The organism is Sulfurospirillum tamanense (assembly GCF_016937535.1).
Taxonomy (GTDB): Bacteria; Campylobacterota; Campylobacteria; order Campylobacterales; family Campylobacteraceae; genus Sulfurospirillum_B; species Sulfurospirillum_B tamanense.
Window position 1 is genome coordinate 1 of sequence record NZ_JAFHKK010000017.1, and the last position, 16,498, is coordinate 16,498.

Below are 16,498 nucleotides of genomic sequence, written 5' to 3' on the forward strand. Positions count from 1 at the left end.
GGGGGTTGCTTTTGGACAAGGATATTTCTATTCACCCCCTATTTCAAGTGATGTATTATTTAAAATACCCCAATACTTTCTCTATGACAATCAAGTTAGTTGTGCGTCGTTAAAATAAAGGAATGCGCTTGAAAGTAAGAAAAGTATGTTTGTATGTCGTTGAGGTTGAAAAGGCCTTATTGTTTTTTGAAAAAGTTTTAGGGTTTACTCGAAAATATTACAGTCCAAAAAAAGATTATGCTGAAATTGGGCTGGATACTTTTATTTTGGCTCTAGCTTCGGAAAATTTGATCCCAAATTCTTCACTTGACCCATTTTCGGGAAATGTTTGCAACGAAAACTCACTCGAAACAGAATTGGAAATAGCGACAGAAAATATCTTAATGACCCACTATGCATCACTGGCGAATGGGGCCAAAGAAATATCTCCGCCATGCTCCAACGCATACGGCGAGACCTATTCTTGCATTAGGGTTCCTGGTGGAGTGTTGGTAAGGTTATATTGCAGTTATGGGTTTTGTTAAGAGTGAAAACTAGATGATTTTACAGATTAGAAAAAATTCAATCTATGTGTAGACTTTAATTTTTTATTTGTTCAATCTTTTGTTTATTCCTTGGGACACGGTAACAACCCCTCTCCAGCCCAACAAAAGAACAGTGAGAAAAATGAAAAACATCTCTCGATTGCCCAAGACTTTTTGTGCCATGGTTTCGTGGATGAGGATGAGGATGAGGGCGATGTAGACGAGTTTGTGTTTGGCGTGGTGCTTGGCAAAGAGGCGTTTTGTGGAGGTGATGCCCATGAAGATGAGGATGACAAATGCGCTCATGCCAAGGTAAATAAAGGGTTTGTCGAGGGTCTCTTTGAGCACAAATCCCACATCAAGTTGCGCGTCCAAAAGAAAAAAGTTGCCAAAATGCAGTGTGGCGTAAAAAAGCGCAAAAAGCCCTAACATTCTTCGGTAGCGCAAGAGGTTAAGCGCACGTCGCAAGGGGGTGATGGCTAAGGAGAGAAACAAAAACCCCATGGCACTAAGCCCTGTGAGGGTGTAGATGTGTTTGATGGGGTCGTTGGCCTCTTGGACGCCGTAGAGTAGATAGGCTAGGGGCAAAAGCGACCCCACAAATACCGCTATTTTTTGCATCAAAAAAATCTTTTCAAGTCCATCTCTTTGTACAGCGAAGCCACTTCTTCGCCGTAACCGTTAAACATCAGCGTTTCTGTTTTTAAAAAACTGCCCAGTTTGCGCTCTTTGGCTTGACTCCAGCGGGGGTGGTCAACGTGCGGGTTGACGTTGGCGTAGAATCCGTACTCTCTAGGGTTGAGTGCTTGCCATGTGTTTTTAGGCTCCGTGGTAGCAAAGGCCACATGGTCGATGGATTTGATGCTTTTGAAACCGTATTTCCACGGCACAATCAAGCGCAACGGTGCGCCGTTTTGGTTGGGGAGTACTTTTCCGTACATGCCCACCGCCACAAACGCAAGCGGGTGCATCGCTTCATCCATGCGCAACCCTTCCACATACGGGTAAGGAATGGCTCCTTGGCGCATGCCTTTGCGTTGGTCGGGAAACATGGTCGGGTCGTATTTGGTTTGGAACAGCACGTACTTGGCTTTAGAGGTTGGCTTGGCGATGGCCAAGAGGGCGGAGAGGGGAAATCCAATCCACGGCACGACCATCGACCACCCCTCAACACAGCGAAAACGGTAAATCCGCTCTTCGAGGGGAAGTGTTGCGAGCAACGCTGAGACTTCAAGGGGCGTGGTGTTTTCGCACTCACCGTGAAAACCCACTTCCCACGGCGAAGGTCTAAGGGTATGGGCCATGCGCGCAGGTTTTTCTTTGGCGGTGGAAAATTCGTAAAAGTTATTGTAAGTGCTTGCTTGTTCAAAGGTGCTCAATTCCAACTCTTTTCCGTAGGGGGTTGGGGTGAATGCAAGGGGGCTAAGGAGGTCGTTTTTGGCCGCCCAAAGGGTGTCCATCACCACACTCGAAGAGACAAGCGCGGCCGCACCCAGTTTAAGAAAATCTCTTCGTTTGTGGAAAAGCGCTTCGTCGGTGACTTCGGTTTGGCTCAATTGCCAACGGGGTTTTTTGAAGATATACACGGGGCCTCCTTTTGGTGATATTTTTTTACATGTAGAGCGCCTTACATGTAAGCGTAAGGCGCCTTAAAGTCCTAAAAAATCCCAATGCCCCAAAAGAAGAACAAGCCTCCTCTAAGGAAACGGTGCCTTAGGAGATTTCCCGTTTACCCCAAAACCCAGCAAGAAGTGAGCCTGAGATGTTGTGCCAGACGCTAAAAAGTGCTCCCGGAAGCGCGCTTAAAGGGGTGGCGGCAAAATATTTGCCCGCGAGTGCTACGGCAAGGCCTGAGTTTTGCATCCCTGTTTCGATGGCGATGGTGCGGCAGGTTTTGGTGTCGTAGCCCAAGAGTTTGGGCACAAGGTAGCCTATTAACAGTCCTAGAAGGTTGTGCAAGACCACACCAAGGAAGATGAGCGCGCCTACGGTGGCGATTTTGGGTTGGTTGAGGGCGATGACGATAGCGATGATGAATAAAATCGCTCCCATGGAAAAGAGTGCAAAAAGGCCGTGGAGTTTTTGGATTTTGGCACCAAAAAGGTGGCTACACACAAGACCCGCAAGCACAGGCACAAGGACGATTTTGACGATGCCCATGAGCATACCCATGGCGTTGACATCCACTTCTTGCCCCACATAAAACCACACCAAAAAAGGGGTAAGAAGCACAGAAAGAATCGTGCTAATGGCGGTGAGTGTGATGGAAAGGGCCACATCTGCCTTGGCAAGATAGGCCATGACGTTAGACGCAGTGCCGCCTGAAACGGCGCCTACAAGAAGCATCCCCACAAGCAAGTCCGTGGAAAACCCGAGGGTTTTGGAGATGCCAAAAGCCAACAGCGGCATACAGCCAAACTGCAAAGCCAGAGTCAAACCAATGACCACAGGACGCTTAAGCGCGCGCAAAAAATCCTCAGCTTTGAGGGTCGCGCCCATGAAAAACATAATCATCGTCAGTAAAGGCACAATGAGCGAAGCATGGGATTTAAAAAGCGTCGGTGCAAGGTAAGCCAAAGCCCCCACCAAAACAGCCCAAAGGGGAAAGAGTCCATTAATGCGGTTAACCATACACACTCCTTTTTGAAAAAACGTCAATTGTAGCGTGATTGGAGTAAAAAAGCGGTAATTTTGAGGGTAAAAGGTCTTTACATGCAATGGACTGGCAAAAAGCTACCGCGTTAAGCACGGTAGCTTTTACATTAATAGCTTACACGTTAAACCGAAAGTGCATCACGTCGCCGTCTTTGACGAGGTACTCTTTGCCTTCTAGGCGCATTTTTCCTGCTTCTTTGGCGCCGCTTTCGCCCTTACATGTAAGGAAATCTTCGTAGCCGATAACTTCGGCTTTGATGAAGCCTTTTTCAAAGTCATTGTGGATGACCGAGGCCGCTTTGGGTGCTTTCCAACCCCGCTCAATAGTCCACGCGCGCACTTCTTTGGCACCCGCGGTAAAGTAGCTAATGAGACCCAGTTTTTCAAAGGCGGTGCGGATGATTTTCTCTAAACCCGACTCCTCGATGCCCAGTTCTTGTAAAAATTCCGCCGCCTCTTCTTCCTCTAAAGCGACCATCTCTTCTTCGATTTTAGCGCACAGTTTGATGACGTCTGCACCCACGCGCGCGGCGTGGTTTTGGAGGGCTTGCACGTACATGTTATCTTCTAAAAGGCCGTCTTCATCCACGTTTGCGCCGTAGATGACAGTTTTGTTGGAGAGGAAGCGCAGTTCTTTATTGAGGGCTTCAAAGTATGGGTTTTCACGGTCGGCGAAGGTGCTTGCGGGTTGCAAATCATCTAGGTGATGAAACAGCGCTTGGGCTACTTCGAGCGCACCCCTTGCGTCTTTATCGGACTTGGCCATGCGGGTGAGCCTGTCGATTTTTTTGCTTAGTTGTTGCACGTCGGCGAGCATGAGTTCGGTTTCGATGATTTCGATGTCACGAATAGGGTCGATGCCCCCTTCAACGTGCGTGATGTTTTCATCTTCAAAGCAGCGCACCATGTGCAACACCACTTCCACTTCGCGAATGTTAGAGAGAAACTGGTTGCCCAGTCCCTCGCCCTTGCTAGCTCCGCGCACGAGTCCTGCGATGTCCACAAAGTCGATGGTAGAGTGCTGAATGCGCTCAGGATTGACAATTTTTGCAAGCGCACCCAAGCGTTTATCAGGCACAGGAACGATGGCCTTGTTGGGCTCAATCGTACAAAACGGATAGTTCGCCGCCTCGGCATTTTGCGCCTTAGTGAGCGCGTTAAAGGTGGTCGATTTTCCTACGTTTGGCAAGCCAACGATACCAACACCCAAACCCATTAGTTCACCTCCTTGGCTAATGCATCCAGCCAATAAAGGTTCATGCGCACCCCCGCACCACTGGCACCCGTTTGGTTGTAGCCCCACGGTTTTTCCACGTATGCAGGCCCCGCGATGTCAAGGTGAATCCACTTGGATTTGTGTTCTTCTTCGATGAAGGTGTCAAGGAAAAGTCCTGCTGTGATAGCTCCGCCGTAGCGTGAAGAGCTGATGTTGGAGATGTCAGCGACAGAGCTTTTGAGCAGTTTTTTGAGGTAACGGTTAAAGTGCAATGAGCCTGTAAGCTCGCCACTTTGAGCCGCGGCGTTGTGTAATGAGGCGATGAGTTCTTGGTTGTGGCCCATGACGCCTGTGGTATATTCGCCAACAGCCACCACGCACGCACCCGTTAACGTTGCCATGTCCACTAAGATGTCGGGCTTAAACCCTTGGGCGTAGCACAAGCAATCGGCCAAGACCAAGCGGCCTTCTGCGTCGGTGTTGCGCACCTCAATGGTAGTGCCGTTTTTGGCTTTAAGGACATCATCAGGCTTGTAGGCATTACCGCCAATCATGTTTTCTGTTGCGCCGATGATGGCGTGGATTTCAAAGGGAAGTTCGAGTTCTGCCGCCCCTTTTAAAATGCCAAGTGCCGCCGCGCCGCCGCTTTTGTCGGCTTTCATGGTCACCATGCTCTCTCCTGGCTTCAAGCTCAACCCGCCGCTATCATAGGTCAACCCTTTGCCCACAAAAATGACCCGTTTTTTCGCGGGCACTTTAGGCGTGTAAACGAGGTGGATGAGGCGCGGAGGATGCACGCTAGCACGGTTGACGGCTAAAAACGCTTCCATGCCTTGTTCTTCTAAAAAGTGTTTGTCGTAAACCTTACATGTAACGCCCTCAAGAGCGGAGAGTTTCATGGCATCATCGGCCATGCGCACAGGCGTGTAGTCACTGGGGATAGTATTGACCGCTTCTTTAGCGTAATTGGTCGCGTTAGCGATGGTGTAGGCTTTTTGGATTTGTGCGACCGCGTCTGAAGCGGTAGTGACAATGCGCACTTCTTCTACGTGCACGGGGTCATTTTTGCTTTTGTAGGCGGTAAATTGGTAGCTTCCTAGCTCAAATCCTTCCACCAAAGCGCCAATGTTGCCGTACGCTTCTGTGAATACGACTTTACATGTAGAGGCTTTTAACAGTTCCCATGCTTTAGCAGCAGCCAAGCGCAGTTCATCCGCCTCAAAACTGTCGCAGCCGACGTAAACGGTTTTGCTGTGGGGAAAATAGACACCCGCTTCGCTTTTGGGCTTAAAGCCATAGGCTTCAAGGAGGGATTTTTCTTCTAAAGTTTCAAAAGTGGCTGCATCCACAAGCATGACGCGCGCGTCCGCGCCCGAGGTTTCAAAAGAGGTTTGTATGGGGGTAAATTTCATCGTTGACTCCGTAATTTTAAGATAGTGCTTTCCACACGGTGGAAAAAGTAAAAAATGCTACCCACAAAGGCAATGATCATCGGAATAGCAAAATACCAATGTTCTTGCCCGTACGTGAGTAGTCCTAAGATAGTATCGCCCATGTACCACGCTGGTAAGCAGAAGATACAAGCCCACGTAAAAGAACTGATGCCATTAATGAGCACAAATTCTGCGCGGCTGTAGCGCGTGAGCCCCACAGACATGGGCACGACAATGCGCAGTCCGTACATGAAGCGTTGGAAAAAGATAATCGCCCGTCCGTATTTTTTGAGCAACATGTGGGCGATGGCAAACTTGCGCCGCTGGGTATTGAGCTTCTTATAAATGTAGTTCTTGTTATACCTGCCAATGTGAAAGTAGAGCAAATCTCCCGCCATGCCTCCAAGGGTACCAACCACAAGGGCGATGGGCAAATTCATGTCGCCCGTATGGGAAAAGACTCCTGCGATGACAAGGGCTGTTTCGCCCTCGAGCACGCACCACACAAACAAAATAATGTACCCATAGGTACGGATAAGCTCAATGAATGTTCCTTCCATGGGCCCTGCTTAGTCAAAATGGAGTAAGGATTTAGCTTGCACCATGTCCTTGTCGCCACGACCCGAGAGGTTGACGATGATGAGAGCGTTTTCGCGCACTTTAGGGTCCATTTTTTTAAGGTATGCCACAGCATGAGCGCTCTCAAAGGCAGGAATGATGCCTTCTTTTTGACTGAGCCACACAAAGGCGTCTAGGGCTTCTTGGTCGGTAACACTCTCATAGGTGACCTTGTTTAAATCTTTCAAGTGCGCATGTTCTGGCCCGATGCCAGGGTAATCCAATCCCGCAGAAAAGGAATGGGCTTCTAAAATCTGCCCGTCTTCATCTTGCAGTAAGTAGCTCATTTGCCCGTGCAATACACCAGGACTCCCTTTTTGCAAACTTGCGCCGTGCTTGGATGTGTCAAGCCCTAGGCCGCCTGCTTCAATGCCGATACACCGCACACCCTCTTCGCCCAAAAAGTGGCTAAACATGCCAATGGCGTTGCTTCCCCCGCCAATGCACGCGACCACAAAATCAGGCAAGCAGTTTGCTGTTGCTAAAATCTGTGCCTTGGCTTCGTAGCCAATGACTGCTTGAAAGTCGCGCACCATGAGGGGATACGGATGGGGTCCTGCGACGGTGCCGATGATATAAAAGGTGTCGCGCGCGTGGGTAACCCAGTGGCGGATGGCTTCGTTCATGGCATCTTTGAGCGTACGGCTTCCGCTTTTGACAGGGTGGACTTTAGCTCCTAAAAGTTTCATGCGAAAGACATTAAGTTCTTGCCGCTCCACGTCTTTTTCGCCCATAAACACGTCGCATTCAAGGCCCAGTAGTGCCGCGACGGTCGCCGTAGCTACGCCATGTTGTCCCGCACCTGTTTCGGCGATGACCCGTTTTTTGCCTAAGCGCTTAGCGAGCAAACCTTGGACGATGGTGTTGTTGATTTTGTGCGCACCCGTGTGGTTTAAATCTTCCCGTTTGAGGTAAACGCGGGCACCGAGTTCTTCGGAGAGGTTGTTGGCAAAATAAAGAGGCGAGGGACGGCCGACGTACTCTTTAAAATAATAATCCACCTCCATCCAAAAGTCTTTGTCAAAGCGCAACGCGCGGTAGGCTTCGTCGAGTTCGCACAGTACGGGCATCAAGGTTTCAGGTACGTAACGTCCGCCAAAAATGCCAAAATGGCCGTTGTGGTCGGGGTCAAAAGGGGAGGGTTTAGGAATATACATTAATCAATCTCCAAGACCGAATACACGGGAGTCGTTTTTTTAATGGCTTCGTCGCCACGCAAAAAGGTTAGGTTGATGATAAAACACGCTTCCACGCATTCACCGCCTGCTTTGTTGATAAGGTTGACCGCCGCATTGGCCGTGCCGCCTGTAGCGATGAGGTCGTCGATGAGCAACACGCGCGGATGTGCCAAGCCGTGGCTAAACGCATCAATGTGTAGCTCTACTTCATCTACCCCGTATTCTAGGGAATATTTTTCACTGATGGTAGTGTAGGGAAGTTTGCCTGGTTTGCGGATGGGCACAAAGCGGGTGCGAAGCAAGGAAGCAAGAGCTGCTCCAAAAATAAAACCGCGCGACTCGATGCCTGCGATGTATTGGATGTCCATGTCTGCGTAGCGCTTAACAAGGTGGTCCATTAAAAAATGAAAGGCTTCAGGGTTGTTTAATAGGGTCGTGATGTCTTTAAATTGGATGCCAGGCTTGGGGTAATCAGGAACATTGCGAATGGCTGCAAGCAAATGAGACTTTTCACTTTCGGTGAGTGTATGCATGGATGACCTTTGGAAAATATTGGATTATAACAGTGCTTCGATTTTGCCCTCAAGTTCTTTGATGCGTTGACGCAGCTTGTCACTCTCGAGGCGGTATTGGCTGTTGCGCGTGCGAAGGGATTTGGTATCGCCGCGGATTTTATTGAGTTCATCACTGAGGATGTCGATGTTGCCAAGGGCACGTTGGAGTTGCACTTGGTATTTTCGAATGACCACTTCTGCGTCCCCTAGGGTGTTTTTAACCATAGCATTACCCAGTTTTTCTTTGCGCAAGAGTGTTTTAAAATAAAAAACCATCACAGTTAGATAAACACACAAGGAGACAAGAATGGTGGTGAAAATCCAGTCTAAAAACATCTTAGCACTCGATTTTGTCGACGCGCGTAGCGTGACGTCCGCCTTCAAACGGGGTGGAGATAAATGCGTCTAACATCGACTCAATCACACCAAGTCCCACAATCCGTTGCCCAAAGGCAAGGATGTTGGCATTGTTGTGGGCTCTGGCCATTTGGGCGGTGTAGGCATCGTGGCAAAGGGCCGCACGAATTCCCTCGTGCTTGTTGGCTGCAAGAGAGATGCCAATGCCTGTACCACAAATCACGATACCGAAACTCCCAGTATCTTTCAAAACTGCCAAAGCGACCTTGTGTCCAAAATCAGGGTAGTCTACACGTTCGTCTGTGGCGGGGCCAAGGTCTTCTACTTTGCACCCGTGTGTTTTTAAAAGGGCAATCACATCTTTTTTGATAGCAAAACCCGCGTGATCGGTGCCAATGTAAAATTTCATGCGCATCCTCTTTGTGTGTAAAGTGACGCGATTATAACATAGCGAGGTTTAAAGGTGTGTTACGGAAGCAAAAGCCCAATAAAATAGTGCATAGGAGCAAACACATAGATGGAAAAGGGGGAGATAAGTAGCAATACAAGGAGAATAAATCCGTACCTTCCTGCGCGGTCCATCCAGTGGGCAACTTTATGCCAACCCATCCAAGCAGCAAAATAACTTAGCGCATGAGAACCATCAAGGGGCGGAATGGGATAGAGATTAAACAAGGCAAGAATGACATTGATAACCACAAGATAAGAAAAAAAGGAGTAAATGAAAAGACTTACCATCGAGCTGGGTGCGGTGAGATTGTGGAGCACGGCCGAAGCACACAAAGCAAGGGTAATGTTGTAGGCAATTCCCGCAAGACTCACTTGGATAGCTGCAAGGTAGCCTCCATTTCGAATAACAGTGCGAATATATACAGGTACGGGTTTGGCCCAGCCAAACAAAAATCCTGTGGAAAAATAAAGCAAGGAAGGAACCAGAAAAGTCCCCACAGGGTCTACATGTAAAAGGGGATTGGGGCTAAGTCTACCTGCGTTTTTAGCCGTATCGTCCCCGTAGCGGTAAGCCATCAAGCCATGCATAATTTCATGCCCTACGATGGCAATAATCAAAGAAAAAACCATCGCAATGATGGGTAAAATACTAATAAGATCCACGGGTAAAATGCACCTCTTTTTCTACGGTTGAAACAAACCGCCCAATACGATCCCATCGGATAACGTAATTATCATCCCACGAAAAGTAGATAAACCACGGTTTGCCTACGATGTGTTTGTAAGGTACGCTTCCCCAGAAGCGGCTGTCGTTAGAGTGGTCGCGGTTGTCGCCTACCATAAAAAACTCATCTTGGGGTACTTTAAAGTAGTAAGCGTTATGGTTAAGTCCATCGTTGCGTAAAGGAAGCTCTTGCACAAGAGCAGGGCGCATGGCCAAATTATTGCCCATGAGATGCAAGGTCATTTGGGTAAAAAGGTCTACATTTTCATCATATGAAATACCAGAATATTCGCCCATGAAGGGGTTTTTTACCCACAGTTTTCCTCCAAGGGTAACGATTTTTTCGGAAGGATAAGTGCTTTTAATAAAGTCGTCTCCTTCATGGGGACGCAAGTAGAGTACTTTGTCTTGGTAGATAATTTCATCGCCCCCTGTGGCAACACAGCGTTTAACATAGTGGATTTTTGGGTCAAGCGGGTAGCGAAACACCACAATATCACCCCGTGCAGGACGTGGTCCTTCGATGAGGTGGCCATTGCCAAAAAAATCAGGCAACACGGGCACTTCAATCCACGGCAAATGGGGCACAGGAGTGCCGTAAGAGAATTTTTTGACAAACAAATGGTCGCCAATAAGCAAGGAGCGTTTCATGGAGCCGCTAGGAATTACAAAGGCTTGGGCGATAAAGAAAATAATCAACAAAACGATGACAACCGTTCCTGTCCAGCTGTTGGAAAAGGAGTAGAGTTTTTTAAGCAAGTTTTTCATGCGCGAGAGGATTCCTTAGCGATTTTTGGCTGCGTGTACAGTGTTGGAAAGTAGCATGGCAATGGTCATGGGACCTACGCCGCCAGGCACGGGGGTGATGAACGTACATTTGGGAGCGACCGCGTCAAAATCCACATCGCCTACCAAGGTGCCCTTGTCGGTGCGGTTGATGCCCACGTCGATGACGATAGCACCTTCTTTGACCATGTCCGCTTTAAGAAGAGCAGGTTTGCCTACACCAACGACCAACAAATCCGCGCGCAAGGTGTGGGCTTTTAAGTCTTTGGTTTGGCTATGGCATACAGTAACGGTTGCCCCTGCGTTAATCAAAAGGTTCATCATGGGTTTGCCCACGATGTTGCTGCGCCCAATGACGCACACGTCCATGCCTTTAGGGTTAATGGCGTAGGCTTCTAAAAGTTTCATCACGCCAAGGGGTGTACAAGGGACAAAGCCTTCAAGGTTTTGACTCAGTTTGCCCACATTGATGGCGTGAAATCCGTCCACGTCTTTGCACGGAGTGATGGCCTCCAGGATGGCATCGCTATCAAGATGCGCAGGAAGAGGAAGTTGGACTAAAATGCCGTCTACTTGGGGGTCTTTATTAAGGGTGTCAATGAGCGAAAGAAGGGCCTCTTGGGCGGTGGATTCGGGAAGCCGATGCATAATGGAACGGATGCCTACGGCTTCGCAAGAACGCTCTTTCATGCCTACGTAGGTTGCACTGGCAGGGTCGGATCCTACAAGGACAACAGCAAGTCCTGGGACGACCCCTTTTTCTTTTAAAGTTTTACATTCGGATGTAAGTGTTTGTTTAAATGTGTCGCTGAGGGCTTTGCCATCAAGGAGTGTCATAAAGTACCTTTTCATGTGGTATTAATTGAATGTCGGGTATAGTATCCAAACTCAGTTTAAAATCAGGATAATCAACGTCAATGCAGTATTCCCTCGTGTTTTTTCTTAGTGTTTCACTTGCCTTTGCGGGGGATTTCATGACACAAATGGAATACGCCAAAATGCTTTACGAAAACCCACGTGGCATTGGTTGCGTCCATTGCCATGGCCCCAAAGGCGAGGGGAAAGTGTTGGCCCGTTTTAAAGAAAAAGGAAAGGAGAAGGAGATTGTAGCCCCTTCGTTGCATGGCTTAAGTAAGGAGCGTTTCGCTAAAGGAATTTTAGCCTCAAAGTCTGTGATGCCAACCTATTTTTTAACCAATGACGAAATTGAAAGTCTCTATTATTTTGTAACTAATATTCAAAACAATGACAAAGGAAAATGATGCAATTTACCAACAGTATCCGTGCGTTTGAAGCAGCCAGTCGCGTTATTCCAGGTGGTGTAGATTCTCCTGTGCGTGCCTTTGGCGGTGTAGGCGGAACACCTCCGTTTATTAAAGAGGCCAAAGGGGCTTTCATGACCGACATTGATGGCAACCGGTACATTGATTTTGTACAAAGTTGGGGTCCGCTGATTTTGGGCCACGCTAATGAAGTGATTGAAGAAGCTGTTATTAAAGCAGTTAAAAAAGGACTAAGTTACGGAGCGCCAACAGAAGTAGAAACAGAGCTCGCGGCGTCTATTTGTGGCCTGTTTGACACTATCGATAAAGTGCGTTTTGTCAGCAGTGGTACCGAAGCAGTAATGAGCGCTATTCGTCTGGCACGTGGCTTTACATGTAAGCATGATATTATCAAGTTTGAAGGGTGTTATCATGGGCACAGCGATGCTTTGCTTGTCAAAGCAGGAAGTGGTGCCGTTACCTTTGGAAATCCCTCAAGCCCAGGTGTTCCAGAGGGTACAACTAAGCACACCTTGCTCGCTCGCTATAACGATTTGGAAAGCGTAAGAGCATGCTTTGAGGCGAGCGAAGGCGTTGCGTGCGTGATTGTTGAGCCGATTGCTGGAAATATGGGTTTTGTGCCTTCTTCTCCAGAATTTCTAGAAGGCTTGCGCACGTTGTGCGATACCTATGGCGCACTTCTTATCTTTGATGAGGTTATGAGCGGGTTTCGTGCCTCTCTTAGGGGAGCCCAAGGGGTATTTGCCACACGTCCAGATATGGTCACCTTTGGCAAGGTGATTGGGGGCGGTATGCCTGTGGGTGCCTTTGGTGCACGCGCAGAGATTATGGCAATGCTCTCTCCAGAGGGGCCTGTGTATCAAGCGGGAACACTTAGCGGCAATCCTATTGCCATGAATGCAGGGCTGGCTTCTTTGGGAGAGATTATCCGTAAAGAAGCCAGTTTGTATCCACGATTAAAAGAACTAGCGCAACGTCTTACTGTAGGTCTAGAGGCAGCGGCTAGGGCTAATGGTATTCCTTTGCAAACGGGTTTTTGTGGCTCCATGTTCGGGTTCTTTTTTAATGAAAACCCTGTGCGTAACTTTGATGAAGCTTTGCGTTCAGACACAAAGCGTTTTGCGGCGTTCCACCGAGGCATGTTGGAGCGTGGCGTCTATTTTGCATGCAGTCAATTTGAGGCAGGGTTTATTTGTGAACCTATGGATGAGGCAATGATAGACACAGTGATTGCCCACGCGCATGAGGTAATGAAAACACTATGAGTGAAGAACAAAAACCGCGCATAAGGCGCGTGCTTGAGGGGGCAGAGCAACTCACCCTTGGAGTGTCGATGATTGTTGCGGTGGTGCTAGGCGTTGGCGCAGGTGTTCTAATGCGTGACATGACAGGCATCGGATGGCTGTTTTGGGCAGGATTGGCATGGGGGATTGCCGCCGCCGCCCTTAATGTGCACAAGGCGTATAAACGCCAAATGAAATCTTACGATGAGTCTAGTGATGAAACGCCAAATGGTAAGGAAAAAGAGTGAGCAACCCGCGATACTTTCTTTACATGTACGCGGCGGCGGAGGCGGGGTTTTTCCTCGCTTCGCTCTTTTTTGGATTAACGTGGTTTATAAATACCCAAGTGGCGTTTTTTTGCTCTTTGGCCATTACGACTGCAACTTTTTTTTCTTATCAAAAAATGGTGCAAAGGCGCCTAGAGGCGGGAGCATATGTGCTTGAAGAAGATGAGGATGAAGATGAAGAAAAAGACCCCGATGATCCCGCGGGGCTATGGAGAGAAGAGCAACCCCTTCCGCCAGTAGATTTTAAAACCATGGTGCAAGAAGAGAAAGAACGCCAAAAACAAGAAAAACAAGGGCTGTTGTCAAAACTTCACCTCCCGCAATCCATTCCTAGCCTGATGTTTCCTTATCGCTTAATCGCTTACGCTATGTTGTATGTGGGGTTTTTGGCGCTGCAACGTCAGGGAGTGTTTGAAATAGTGCCTTTTGTTATTGGTCTTGGTGCAGTACCATTGGTGGCACTGTTGACACCGCTAGTTTTTGCCCCTAAGCGCTAATAAGGGGTGATGTAATAATAATTTGTTCTTCTTTGAAATGCACGATGCAATTAATAGTTTTGGCGATGGCTTGTGCGTCTAGTTCAAAACGGCGGTCGCGCCCTTCCCCTTCTACTAAAATGGTAAAAATAGGGTATTTTTTCTCTTTAAAACGAATATGCTCTCCGGTTTTTAAGGAGAGTTTTGTGGTGATTTTTGGTGCATGCTGGAAGCTAGCATAGGTTTTGTTGAGCAGTTTGGTAAACCCATCAATCTGAAGACGTAAATCAGGAAAGGTGGGGTCAAACTCTTTTTTAAATTGGGTATTTTGGCCAGTCGAGGTGGCGCTAATACACAAGTCAAGGAGTGTGTAAATATTGACAGGTTCGCCGTATTCGGCAATGGTGGAGAATTTTTGGGTTGCGTATTTGTAAAGCTTTACCCCAATTTCCTCTTCGCTTTCGTAGCCAACGGTGATGCCATAAAAGCGGTAAGAGCCAAACTCAAGGTCTAAAATAGTGGTTTTAAACCCATAAGTAATCGCCGCATACGCACCTGCGATGTCAAAAATTTCTTTGGTAGAAACCTCACCAAGAAGATACTGCGCCTCTTGATTGAGGCTCTTGACTTTTCCATTGGCATCAAAAATAATGAAAGGATTGTAGTCGTGTTCAATCCACTTTTCTAAAAACTGCACGGATTTCCTTACATGTAACGCGTTTTTTTAGCCCTCAATATAGTTTTTTAGTTTGCGCCCCACCTTGGGGTGTTTGAGCTTTTTAATGGCAGAACTTTCGATTTGGCGCACGCGTTCACGGGTGACACTGAGTTCTTTGCCAATCTCTTCAAGGGTGCGATCGCTTTCGTCGCTCAGCAAACCAAAGCGCATACGAATAACCGCTTTTTCCCGCTCATTGAGTTGATCTAGCACTTCATCAATCTGATCTTTGAGGTCATTTTTAAGAATGTGATCCATCGGGCTTAGGGTGGTGCGGTCTTCTACAAAATCCCCAAATTTTCCATCGTCTTCATTGCCAATAGGCGCTTCAAGAGAGATGGGCTCTTTGGTGATTTTGATGACGTTTTTGACCTTGTCTGGTGTCAATCCTACCTCTTCGGCAATGGTTTCAATGTCGGGTTCTTTGCCGTGTTCTTGCAAGTGTTTGCGGATGATTTTATTGATACGGTTGATGGTTTCAATCATGTGAATCGGAATCCGAATGGTGCGCGCTTGGTCGGCGATGGCGCGAGAAATGGCTTGGCGAATCCACCACGTCGCGTACGTGGAAAACTTGTAGCCTTTTTTGTATTCAAATTTATCAACCGCTTTCATGAGGCCGATGTTACCCTCTTGAATGAGGTCCAAAAAGGGAAGTCCTCGGTTGGTGTAGCGTTTGGCGATGGAGACCACAAGGCGCAGGTTGGACTTTGCCATGCGGGTTTTAGCCTCATCAGCGATGCGTTTTCCCCGTTTGATTTGCTCTAAAATCTCTTTTAAAAGAGCGGGCTCAAGGTTGAAGCTTTGTTTGCTGGCCTCTTTGGTTTGGAAGAGTTTTTTGATTTCCATATAAGTGGAAACCATGGTAGCTTCGGGAACCTCAAGAGTGATATCCTCCTTGGATAAATCAATAATGCGGCTTAAAATCTTTTGATGGTTTTCCTTGAGAGTTTCATTAAAAAGAGGAAGTTTGTATTCAAGGCGTTTAAGTTCTTTGTCAAACTCTCCATCGCTTTTAAGGGCTGTTTCCATAGATTTTACAAGTTCATTGATAAGCTTGCTCGTTGGCCCTAGGTCCATTAGCTTCTCTTTTAAAAGCTTTTTCTTGAACGCTTGTGAGAGGTGATGGGTAAGAACTTCAACTTCGTCACCCTCGGGTTCTTTTTGCCCTGTGCGCATCCAGTCTTTTTTAGCTTTTTCTAGGGCCTTGAAGCTTTCGATGACTTTTTCGGTGCGTTTGTTGTCTTTGCGTGAGGTTTTGCGTGGCTCATCGCTGTCGCTATCGTCGCTATCATCGTCGCTATCATCGTCGCTATCATCACTCTCGTTGTCGTCCTCAAAGCTTTTAAAAAGCTCTTTAACACGGCGTTCGCGGTTGATGAGGGATTCTTTATAATCAAGGATGAAATCAATCAAATAAGGCACAGAACAAAATGCATCAATGATAATGTCTTCGCCAAATTCAATTTTTTTACTGATGTCAATCTCTTCTTCTTTGGTTAACAAAGAGATTTGTCCCATTTCACGCAAGTACATACGTACAGGACTGTCGCTACGTGACCACTCGAGTAGCTCTTTTTCGCTGGCAAGGTCAAACTCATCTTCCAAAGACTCATCTTGAAGTTTTTTGCGCGCTTCTTCACGTTTTTTTGCTTCTTCGATGTTGCGCATTTTAGCAATTTCAGCCGAAGTAATCAGGCTAATGGAGTATTTTTCAAGTAAGGTTAAAAGTTTTTTGACATTGGCGCCAGTGGGTTGCTTGGGAAAGTAGTCCATGAGGGTTTCATAAGTAACATGCCCCTTTTCATTTTCTTTGAAAAGGTCTTCGATTTGTTGAAACAATTCTTTTGCGGACATAGCGAGGCACTCCTAGGGGTCAAGAAAATAGGTGTAAAGTTTGGATTTGAAAAAGGCCATATTATACCCAAATGATATTAAAAAGCACTAAAATCGCCT

General features: G+C 47.4%; 20 protein-coding genes. 5 read left to right on the forward strand and 15 right to left on the reverse strand.

Annotated elements, in window-relative coordinates; all coding sequences use genetic code 11:
• Positions 1-128 precede the first annotated feature (128 nt).
• Positions 129-524 carry a VOC family protein gene (locus tag JWV37_RS08205; protein ID WP_205459311.1) on the forward strand — a complete coding sequence of 132 codons (396 nt, stop codon included), beginning with the start codon at positions 129-131 and terminating at the stop codon, positions 522-524.
• 63 nt (positions 525-587) lie between these two features.
• Here the strand turns inward: JWV37_RS08205 and JWV37_RS08210 are convergent, their stop codons facing one another.
• From JWV37_RS08210 to folD, 13 genes are all read right to left on the reverse strand, one after another.
• Positions 588-1,145, reverse strand: coding sequence for a protein-methionine-sulfoxide reductase heme-binding subunit MsrQ (locus tag JWV37_RS08210; protein ID WP_205459312.1), 558 nt, complete (start codon positions 1,143-1,145; stop codon positions 588-590).
• The gene (gene msrP, locus JWV37_RS08215) at positions 1,145-2,110 is read right to left on the reverse strand and encodes a protein-methionine-sulfoxide reductase catalytic subunit MsrP (protein ID WP_205459313.1); all 966 of its coding nucleotides are present in this window, start codon (positions 2,108-2,110) and stop codon (positions 1,145-1,147) included. The genes JWV37_RS08210 and msrP overlap by 1 nt, the downstream gene beginning before the upstream one ends.
• 127 nt (positions 2,111-2,237) lie before the next feature.
• The gene (locus JWV37_RS08220) at positions 2,238-3,155 is read right to left on the reverse strand and encodes a bile acid:sodium symporter family protein (protein ID WP_205459314.1); all 918 of its coding nucleotides are present in this window, start codon (positions 3,153-3,155) and stop codon (positions 2,238-2,240) included.
• Positions 3,156-3,294: 139 nt separating this feature from the next.
• Positions 3,295-4,395: a redox-regulated ATPase YchF gene (gene ychF, locus JWV37_RS08225; RefSeq protein ID WP_205459315.1), complete on the reverse strand. Its 1,101-nt coding sequence runs from the start codon at positions 4,393-4,395 to the stop codon at positions 3,295-3,297.
• Positions 4,395-5,807 (reverse strand): leucyl aminopeptidase, encoded by a 1,413-nt coding sequence (locus tag JWV37_RS08230; protein ID WP_205459316.1) that lies wholly within the window; start codon positions 5,805-5,807, stop codon positions 4,395-4,397. Before JWV37_RS08230 ends, ychF begins: the two co-directional genes overlap by 1 nt.
• Complete coding sequence (locus JWV37_RS08235) at positions 5,804-6,388, reverse strand: DedA family protein (protein ID WP_205459317.1); 585 nt, start codon at positions 6,386-6,388, stop codon at positions 5,804-5,806. The genes JWV37_RS08230 and JWV37_RS08235 overlap by 4 nt, the downstream gene beginning before the upstream one ends.
• A 9-nt stretch (positions 6,389-6,397) precedes the next feature.
• Positions 6,398-7,603, reverse strand: a complete 1,206-nt coding sequence (gene trpB / locus JWV37_RS08240) for a tryptophan synthase subunit beta (RefSeq protein ID WP_205459318.1) — start codon at positions 7,601-7,603, stop codon at positions 6,398-6,400.
• On the reverse strand, positions 7,603-8,157 hold the full coding sequence (locus tag JWV37_RS08245) for an adenine phosphoribosyltransferase (RefSeq protein WP_205459319.1): 555 nt from the start codon (positions 8,155-8,157) through the stop codon (positions 7,603-7,605). Before JWV37_RS08245 ends, trpB begins: the two co-directional genes overlap by 1 nt.
• A 24-nt stretch (positions 8,158-8,181) precedes the next feature.
• Positions 8,182-8,514: a hypothetical protein gene (locus JWV37_RS08250; protein WP_205459320.1), complete on the reverse strand. Its 333-nt coding sequence runs from the start codon at positions 8,512-8,514 to the stop codon at positions 8,182-8,184.
• A gap of 1 nt (position 8,515) precedes the next feature.
• Positions 8,516-8,944, reverse strand: a complete 429-nt coding sequence (gene rpiB / locus JWV37_RS08255; protein WP_205459321.1) for a ribose 5-phosphate isomerase B — start codon at positions 8,942-8,944, stop codon at positions 8,516-8,518.
• A 59-nt stretch (positions 8,945-9,003) separates the two neighbouring features.
• Positions 9,004-9,648: a site-2 protease family protein gene (locus tag JWV37_RS08260; RefSeq protein WP_369407668.1), complete on the reverse strand. Its 645-nt coding sequence runs from the start codon at positions 9,646-9,648 to the stop codon at positions 9,004-9,006.
• On the reverse strand, positions 9,635-10,477 hold the full coding sequence (gene lepB, locus JWV37_RS08265; protein WP_205459322.1) for a signal peptidase I: 843 nt from the start codon (positions 10,475-10,477) through the stop codon (positions 9,635-9,637). The genes JWV37_RS08260 and lepB overlap by 14 nt, the downstream gene beginning before the upstream one ends.
• Before the next feature lie 15 nt (positions 10,478-10,492).
• Positions 10,493-11,332 carry a bifunctional methylenetetrahydrofolate dehydrogenase/methenyltetrahydrofolate cyclohydrolase FolD gene (gene folD / locus JWV37_RS08270; protein WP_205459323.1) on the reverse strand — a complete coding sequence of 280 codons (840 nt, stop codon included), beginning with the start codon at positions 11,330-11,332 and terminating at the stop codon, positions 10,493-10,495.
• Positions 11,333-11,412: 80 nt separating this feature from the next.
• Between folD and JWV37_RS08275 the strand changes: the two genes are divergently transcribed.
• Genes JWV37_RS08275 through JWV37_RS08290 form a run of 4 tightly spaced genes read left to right on the forward strand, consistent with a single transcriptional unit; the run spans position 11,413 to position 13,845 of the window.
• Positions 11,413-11,757 (forward strand): c-type cytochrome, encoded by a 345-nt coding sequence (locus JWV37_RS08275; RefSeq protein WP_205459324.1) that lies wholly within the window; start codon positions 11,413-11,415, stop codon positions 11,755-11,757.
• Positions 11,757-13,043, forward strand: a complete 1,287-nt coding sequence (gene hemL / locus JWV37_RS08280; protein ID WP_205459325.1) for a glutamate-1-semialdehyde 2,1-aminomutase — start codon at positions 11,757-11,759, stop codon at positions 13,041-13,043. Before JWV37_RS08275 ends, hemL begins: the two co-directional genes overlap by 1 nt.
• On the forward strand, positions 13,040-13,309 hold the full coding sequence (locus JWV37_RS08285; RefSeq protein WP_205459326.1) for an AtpZ/AtpI family protein: 270 nt from the start codon (positions 13,040-13,042) through the stop codon (positions 13,307-13,309). Before hemL ends, JWV37_RS08285 begins: the two co-directional genes overlap by 4 nt.
• The gene (locus JWV37_RS08290; protein ID WP_205459327.1) at positions 13,306-13,845 is read left to right on the forward strand and encodes a hypothetical protein; all 540 of its coding nucleotides are present in this window, start codon (positions 13,306-13,308) and stop codon (positions 13,843-13,845) included. Before JWV37_RS08285 ends, JWV37_RS08290 begins: the two co-directional genes overlap by 4 nt.
• Here JWV37_RS08290 and JWV37_RS08295 read toward each other — a convergent pair.
• Both JWV37_RS08295 and rpoD read right to left on the reverse strand, forming a co-directional pair.
• Positions 13,835-14,521: a hypothetical protein gene (locus tag JWV37_RS08295; RefSeq protein ID WP_205459328.1), complete on the reverse strand. Its 687-nt coding sequence runs from the start codon at positions 14,519-14,521 to the stop codon at positions 13,835-13,837. The two genes, JWV37_RS08290 and JWV37_RS08295, sit on opposite strands and share 11 nt — an antisense overlap.
• Before the next feature lie 27 nt (positions 14,522-14,548).
• Positions 14,549-16,399, reverse strand: a complete 1,851-nt coding sequence (gene rpoD, locus JWV37_RS08300; RefSeq protein WP_205459329.1) for an RNA polymerase sigma factor RpoD — start codon at positions 16,397-16,399, stop codon at positions 14,549-14,551.
• Positions 16,400-16,498: the final 99 nt, after the last annotated feature.